Consider the following 6426-nt stretch of genomic DNA (forward strand, 5'->3'; position numbering starts at 1 on the left):
TTTGAGGTTGCAGATAGAAGCTGACGTGGTTTGAAGAGATTTTCGAAGAGTATAAAATTTTGACATTCTAAAACGCATCCTATCAAGTTCACTCAAACCTGATAGGATGCGTTTTTATCATTTTGAAATCTATTTACCTCACCTCATTCCCCTTCTTGATTCCGTTTGAGGGAAAAGTGGTCTGGGACGGAGTCCTTACCTGTTTTCGACCAGGGATGACAACGTAAAATCCGAGCCAAGCCCATCAAAACACCCTTGAAGCCATGTTTTTCAATAGCCTGAATCATGTAGTTGGAACAAGTCGGCTCAAAGCGACAAGAGGGTGGAAAGGCTGGTGAGATAAACCGTTGGTAAAAGCGCACAGGCGCTATTAAAATTCGTTTCATTATTTCTTGGTTACAGCCATGGTGTGTAGTTGGCTGATTTCTTTTTTATTAAGACGACGGGATTCTCCTGGACGAAGTCCTGTCAAGTCTAGATGTCCAAAACGGGTCCGTGACAACTTATCTACTTGGAGACCGACAGCTTCAAACATCTTTTTAACCTGGTGGTTACGCCCTTCATGGATAGTCAACTGCACCACAGAGCGGTTTTTGACTGGGTCCACTTTGAGAATCTCATAGACAGCCGGTTTGGTTTTCTTACCATCAATCTCAAGTCCACGGGTCAAGGGGCGGAGATTATCCTTATTGGCCACACCTTTAACACGCGCGACATAAACCTTGTCAATCTCATTACGAGGGTGAATCATCTCATCCGTAAAATCCCCATCATTAGTCAAAATCAAAACTCCTGATGTATCCCAGTCCAAACGACCTACAGGGTAGATGCGCTCTTTCACGTTGGGCAAGAGGTCGACAACCGTCTTGCGGCCCTTGTCATCTATCACACTGGAAATGACACCGCGTGGTTTGTTAAGCAGATAATAGACCTTTTCTTCGTTGTAGATAGGTTGGCCTTCAACTTCAACCTTATCGCCTGACTTGATAGTGGTTGCTAGTTCACGTACCACTTGGCCGTTAACCGTCACCAAACCTTGCTTGATCAGCTCTTCTGCTTTTCTCCTACTGGCCACACCTGCGTGGGCAATATACTTATTGATTCTCATCTTCTTCTATCCTTTCACCAAATAATTGGCTTTCTTGGGCTTGAATCTCAAGCTCATCAATCACTGGTAATTCTTCCAAATGGTTAATTCCCATGTAATCTAGGAAATAATCTGTAGTCACATAGAGGTTGGGGCGACCCAACACTTCTTTTTTCCCGTCTTCTCGTATCAAGTCAAAGGCCTGCAACTTTGCCAAGGCCCCACTCGAGTTGACCCCACGGATGGCATCAATCTCTATCCGTGTGATGGGCTGTTTGTAAGCAATGATGGACAAGGTTTCAAGGGCAGCCCGAGATAAACTCTGGTTGATAGGTGCCTTAGAGTATTCCTTCAAAATCTCTGCAAATTGAGGCTTGGTCACCAATCTATAAGCGCCCCCTGTCTCAATTAGAGCCAAACTGGAATCTGGGGCCTTTTCATACTTCTGGGCTAATTTTTCTAAACTCTGTTGGATGCCTGTCGGTGGCAGAGAGAGGAGTTCAGCTAACTGGCGGACTCTAATCCCATCTTCACCCGCTACAAACAAGAGCGCTTCTATTTTTGCTAAAGTACTCATCTTTCCTCTCTATCAAGTCTAGCTTTGGGCCACTTGACTTTCTTCCTTCTTTTCCATGAGATAAATATCTCCGAAACTCTCCTCTTGTACGAGGGTTAGCTCCTGGGTTTTGATTAACTCTAGGGTTGCCAAAAAGAGGGTGATGACCTCTTGGAGATTCTGGGCTTCCTTAAACAAATCCTGCAAGCGCAATTGATCTCGTCCAGCCAAGGACTCTTTCACGATAATCATCATGTCCTCAATCTTATACTCATCCCTCAAGATAGTCGTGTGGTTCTGTGCAAACTCCTCTTTTTTCTTGGCTAGGATATTTGAAAAAGCCAAAAAGAGATCAATGGTCGTCTTGTCATGCACAAGCTCCGCATCTTCGTATATCAACTCTGTCGGCGCTTTGGAATAGTGCTGGGCCCGTTCTTGGTGTTTGGCTTCCAAGTGCTCCCCCAAGAGCTTGAACTTGCGGTATTCTTCAATTTGAGAGAGAAGATCCTGCTCCAGGTCATCTTCCAAATCTGTCACTTCCGCTACCTTTGGCAAGAGCTTGCGGCTCTTAATCAACATGAGCTGACTGGCCATAACCATGTACTCACCCGTCACTTCCAGACGCATGGCCTGCAGGGTTGAGACATAGGCTAGATACTGTTCGATAACTTCCGTAATGGGCACATCGTAGATATCCATCTGATACTTAGAAACCAGGTGCAAGAGCAAGTCCAGGGGCCCTTCAAAATCTTTTAATTTAATATCCATTATCTATATTTTTCTAAGGTCAGGACTGTTTTTAATCCTAATTTTTTTGCAATTTCGTACAAATCGACCTTGTTTTCTATTTGTCTTAGAATAAACTGTTCACGTAAGACTTGAGCTGATAAGGTTGAGAAACCTTTCTCCTTGACAAAAGCTTCTAACTGACGAAAGGCCCACTGACGAGAATAGGCTTTCCCTCCCCTTTCAAAGAGATATATCTGGCCCATCAAGGGTTCCAACTCCGAAAGCAAGGTCGTGGGAATGCTGACAATCCTCTGTTGGGAAGCCTTGCTGATTCGCAACACCTGAAAATCCAGATTGATGTCCGCAACCTTGATGGCTAAAATCTCACTGGGCAAGAGCCCCATTTCTAGGATTAAGAGCGCTAGCAAGCGTCCCTCTGGATGGTCGCTTTCCTGCCAAAAAGAGTCTAGGTATAGAATCTCTGGCTTTTCCGTCTTCTTTTCAGCTTGTTTGGCTAATTCCAAGCGGTAAAAGCTGTCCACCTCTCCTTTTTGATAGAGAAAGTATAGAAATTGGTTACAGGCCGAAATCTTTCGCTTCTGGGCGCTGATTTTTAGATTGGCTAGCTGGGCTTGGTAAATCTTGAGACTGGTCTCAGAAATCCGCTCACCTACCATGTCTAAAAATTGCTCCAAATCATACTTATAGGACTGCTTGGAATTGACAGACAAGCCCTGCTTTTCCTCTAAAAAGGCTGAAATCCTGTCTCTCATTGGCATCGAATCTCATATTCCTTACTAAAGTCATGCAAGAGGGCATTAACGGCCTTGAGGATGGACTTGCGCGTAATAATCCCTTGGAAAATACCCTCTGCATCCACAACCGGTAAGAAGGACTCATCTACTAGCTTGTGCAAGACCTCCGTAATGGTGAAATCAGGCGAAACAACCGCTACGTCCGTTTTTGTCATATGAACGATATCCGTATCCGCCATGATTTCTTGGCTCAAGTCATGCTCCATCTGATAAGCCATAATATCTCTGAGTCCAATCGTCCCAACAAACTGTTTTTCATCTGTCACAACAGGAACACGGGTATAGGTCATCTGACTGAGCAAGAGGGTCGCATGATCCGCATTGTGGGTATCAATCAACACAGCTAGATTTTTAGCAGGGGTCAAAAAAGTTTCCTCCTGCCCCAACAAGAAAGTCTCAAACTCCTTGGCAATCATCGGCTAAACTCCTTGGACAAACCTGGATACACCTCGTGATCTCGTGTCAAAAAGTCCACTTTGAAGTAACTATCATCAATCTCCACACGAGCATAGAGACATTCTCTGATGGTACCTCGTGGTTGACTGATAGAACCTGGATTTAGAAAGAGGATCTTGCCTTCCAACCAAGCACTTGGCACATGCAAGTGACCATAGAGGCAGATAGCGGCCTCTTCCTCCTGAGCCCAGTAGTCCAACTTTTGAAAGTTGAAATTGATGTCAAACAAGTGACCATGAGTTTGGATAATCTTGGTCGAACCAAGCTCAGTCACCAGACGTTCTGGGTAGCCGGCGTAGAAGTCCATGTTCCCTTTAACAACGCGGATGCCCTCCCAAAGTGGAGAATCCGGACGTAGTTCAGAATCGCCGTTATGAAAAACGGCATCGACTTTGCCCACATAGCGATCACGGACTTCTTCCACAATCAAGCTATCGCCATGGGAATCGCTCATTACAATGATGGTTTGCTTTGCCATGATGGAAATACCTCCAAAAGTTTCTTAACGGCTAAGGCACGGTGAGATTGACTATTTTTTTCTTCCAGGGTTAATTCAGCTGATGACTCACCTGTTTCTCCTACAAGGAAGAGGGGATCATAGCCAAAGCCATTTTCACCCTTAGGTTCAAAGTTAATATAACCTGACCAGTCTGCTTCAACAACTAAACTTTCCTTATTTGGGCTGGCTACGACTAGGGTTGTGTGGAACTGAGCCGAGCGGTCCTTGAGTTCAAAGACCATGGCCAATTCGTGCAAGAGTTTGGCATTGTTTTCACGGTCAGTAGCTCCCACACCTGCGAAACGAGCTGACCAGACACCTGGCAAGCCACCAAGGACATCGACTTTGAGACCTGAGTCATCTGCCAAAACCATCTTGCCCGTTAATTGAGAAATGGTTTCTGCCTTGAGACGGGCATTTTCTTCGAAGGTCATGCCTGTTTCAGCTACTTCAGGCAGGTCAGGATAGTCATTAAGATTTTCCACATCGTAGCCTAACTTATCAAAGATAGCTCGGAACTCTTTGGTCTTGCCTTCGTTTCGAGTCGCAATCAATAAGGTTTCTCTGACCTTGTTTGTCTCAAAGAATGCTTCTACATTAACACCTTCTTTAGGCAATTCTACATGCAGGAGTTGCCCATTTTCAACTAAGAGAAAAAAACCCTGACGTTGAATGACTTCCACATTTCGTCCCATTTCTTGGTTGAGGATATCTACCACAAAAGACAATAAACGGTAGAGAGAACCATAGCGTAAAACAGTAACAGAAACAGGAAAACCTCGATCCTCATCTCGAAATCTTTGGGCAAACTCCAATAGAGGAAAGTCCAAGTCATCATCCGTCAACGTCCGGACGCCACCAAAAATACCATAGGACCCGACATACCAGTCCTGTTCATCCTTATATTCATAAATTTTATTTGTCATAATTCTACATGCTCCACATGAATCTCTTTTTCCAGCCATTCTTCACCAATTTGTGCAAAACTTTGGCTGCTGGCTGTTGTGTAAAAACGGTGATTAAGTGGTCCAGCATCGCGACCACGATTGATTTCAAAATAATTAAGTAAGACTGAGATGTCCCGTACGCACTCTGCTCCACTATCGATGAGCTGAACCTTTGGTCCCATGACATTTTGAATAATAGGTCTGAGCAATGGATAATGGGTACAACCCAAAATCAGGCTATCCACCTTTCCAACCAAGGGACGCAGGGTTTCATAGACCACTTTCTTGGTAACACTGGTTGACAGGGCGCCAGACTCGACCAAGGGGGCAAACTTGGGACAGGCCAAACTCTCCACCTGTAAGTCTGGAGCCAGATCATGAATTTTCTGACGGTAAATGTCTGAGTCTACCGTCATGGGCGTTCCAATCACACCTATTTTCCCACCTTGACTGGACTTGATAGCTGCCGAAGCTCCTGGCAAAATAACACCTAGGACAGGAATATCTAGTTGAGCCTTGATTTCTTCCCAGACGACCGCAGTCGCAGTATTACAAGCAATGACAATCATTTTGACATCCTTGGTCAAAAGAAAGTTGACCAACTGCCAAGTATATTCACGAATTTGCTCAGCAGGACGGGGACCATAGGGAGCCCGTGCCGAATCTCCAATATAGACGATTTCTTCATGGGGAAGTTGGCGCATGAGCTCGCGCACAACGGTCAAGCCCCCGACACCCGAATCCAAAAAACCAATTGGGCGATTATCCATACAGTCTTCTTTCTAGTCTTTTTTCTGATTGATAGTTCATTATGATTACCGTTCCTTATGAACTGAATAATGACAGCCTAATCAATAACTATCTCTCTTAATCATAATCAAATATCAATAGAATGCAAGGAAAAAGTCTCATCCCTAAACCCTTAGCCAACATAGTGAGAAGTCTGGAACTTTCATCCCAGACTTTTCCTTATCTATTTTTTCTTTTTATTGTTAGCAAGGGCTGCCTTTTGTTGGCGAATGATTTGGTGGTAAACTTGTTGTACCTTGGCTTCGCTTGGTTTTTGACCATTTGCACTCAAAAGAGTACGAACTGCTTCAGCATTCAAACGTGGGTTGTCAGCGAATTCCTTTTCGATTTGCTTACGAACCAAGTACATTCCTCCAATAGCTCCTCCTAAAAAAGCTAGCACAATCAATACAATTGCTAAAAGTAAATCCATCATTTTTCTCCTGTTTCTTTTTGAGTCCCTTTCATTATACCACAAACTAGTCACCCTGACTAGTTTGTTTTACGCTATCAGGGATGGAATGTAATTCGAATGTGAGAATGTCTTT

10 protein-coding genes are annotated in these 6426 nt (G+C 44.3%); all 10 read right to left on the minus strand.

What is annotated here, in order from left to right:
- Positions 1-143 precede the first annotated feature (143 nt).
- Positions 144-386, minus strand: a complete 243-nt coding sequence (gene yidD / locus HT693_RS01035) for a membrane protein insertion efficiency factor YidD (protein WP_000821628.1) — start codon at positions 384-386, stop codon at positions 144-146.
- Complete coding sequence (locus HT693_RS01040; protein WP_001222218.1) at positions 386-1108, minus strand: pseudouridine synthase; 723 nt, start codon at positions 1106-1108, stop codon at positions 386-388. Before HT693_RS01040 ends, yidD begins: the two co-directional genes overlap by 1 nt.
- Complete coding sequence (gene scpB / locus HT693_RS01045; protein ID WP_000105298.1) at positions 1095-1664, minus strand: SMC-Scp complex subunit ScpB; 570 nt, start codon at positions 1662-1664, stop codon at positions 1095-1097. The genes HT693_RS01040 and scpB overlap by 14 nt, the downstream gene beginning before the upstream one ends.
- Positions 1665-1682: 18 nt before the next feature.
- A complete protein-coding gene (locus HT693_RS01050; protein ID WP_000351896.1) occupies positions 1683-2411 on the minus strand; it encodes a segregation/condensation protein A in 729 nt (242 codons plus the stop codon).
- Entirely contained in the window at positions 2411-3145 is a 735-nt protein-coding gene (gene xerD / locus HT693_RS01055) for a site-specific tyrosine recombinase XerD (RefSeq protein WP_277422124.1), read from the minus strand. The genes HT693_RS01050 and xerD overlap by 1 nt, the downstream gene beginning before the upstream one ends.
- Complete coding sequence (gene cbpB, locus HT693_RS01060; RefSeq protein ID WP_000560725.1) at positions 3142-3603, minus strand: cyclic-di-AMP-binding protein CbpB; 462 nt, start codon at positions 3601-3603, stop codon at positions 3142-3144. The genes xerD and cbpB overlap by 4 nt, the downstream gene beginning before the upstream one ends.
- The gene (locus HT693_RS01065) at positions 3600-4121 is read right to left on the minus strand and encodes a metallophosphoesterase (protein WP_001118962.1); all 522 of its coding nucleotides are present in this window, start codon (positions 4119-4121) and stop codon (positions 3600-3602) included. The genes cbpB and HT693_RS01065 overlap by 4 nt, the downstream gene beginning before the upstream one ends.
- Positions 4097-5068, minus strand: coding sequence for a nucleoside-triphosphate diphosphatase (locus HT693_RS01070; RefSeq protein ID WP_138704767.1), 972 nt, complete (start codon positions 5066-5068; stop codon positions 4097-4099). The genes HT693_RS01065 and HT693_RS01070 overlap by 25 nt, the downstream gene beginning before the upstream one ends.
- Positions 5065-5859 (minus strand): glutamate racemase, encoded by a 795-nt coding sequence (racE, locus tag HT693_RS01075; protein ID WP_023933640.1) that lies wholly within the window; start codon positions 5857-5859, stop codon positions 5065-5067. The genes HT693_RS01070 and racE overlap by 4 nt, the downstream gene beginning before the upstream one ends.
- A gap of 203 nt (positions 5860-6062) precedes the next feature.
- Positions 6063-6311 (minus strand): YneF family protein, encoded by a 249-nt coding sequence (locus tag HT693_RS01080; RefSeq protein ID WP_000364983.1) that lies wholly within the window; start codon positions 6309-6311, stop codon positions 6063-6065.
- Positions 6312-6426 lie beyond the last annotated feature (115 nt).

The organism is Streptococcus sp. 2154 (genome assembly GCF_013277255.1).
Lineage (GTDB): Bacteria > Bacillota > Bacilli > Lactobacillales > Streptococcaceae > Streptococcus > Streptococcus pseudopneumoniae.

Bases quoted from the DNA above. Each gene is read 5' to 3' on its own strand.
- yidD (WP_000821628.1), bottom strand. From the start codon at position 386: ATGAAACGAATTTTAATAGCGCCTGTGCGCTTTTACCAACGGTTTATC.
- HT693_RS01050 (WP_000351896.1), bottom strand. From the start codon at position 2,411: ATGGATATTAAATTAAAAGATTTTGAAGGGCCCCTGGACTTGCTCTTG.
- HT693_RS01065 (WP_001118962.1), bottom strand. From the start codon at position 4,121: ATGGCAAAGCAAACCATCATTGTAATGAGCGATTCCCATGGCGATAGC.
- racE (WP_023933640.1), bottom strand. From the start codon at position 5,859: ATGGATAATCGCCCAATTGGTTTTTTGGATTCGGGTGTCGGGGGCTTG.
- xerD (WP_277422124.1), bottom strand. From the start codon at position 3,145: ATGAGAGACAGGATTTCAGCCTTTTTAGAGGAAAAGCAGGGCTTGTCT.
- HT693_RS01070 (WP_138704767.1), bottom strand. From the start codon at position 5,068: ATGACAAATAAAATTTATGAATATAAGGATGAACAGGACTGGTATGTC.
- HT693_RS01040 (WP_001222218.1), bottom strand. From the start codon at position 1,108: ATGAGAATCAATAAGTATATTGCCCACGCAGGTGTGGCCAGTAGGAGA.
- scpB (WP_000105298.1), bottom strand. From the start codon at position 1,664: ATGAGTACTTTAGCAAAAATAGAAGCGCTCTTGTTTGTAGCGGGTGAA.
- cbpB (WP_000560725.1), bottom strand. From the start codon at position 3,603: ATGATTGCCAAGGAGTTTGAGACTTTCTTGTTGGGGCAGGAGGAAACT.
- HT693_RS01080 (WP_000364983.1), bottom strand. From the start codon at position 6,311: ATGGATTTACTTTTAGCAATTGTATTGATTGTGCTAGCTTTTTTAGGA.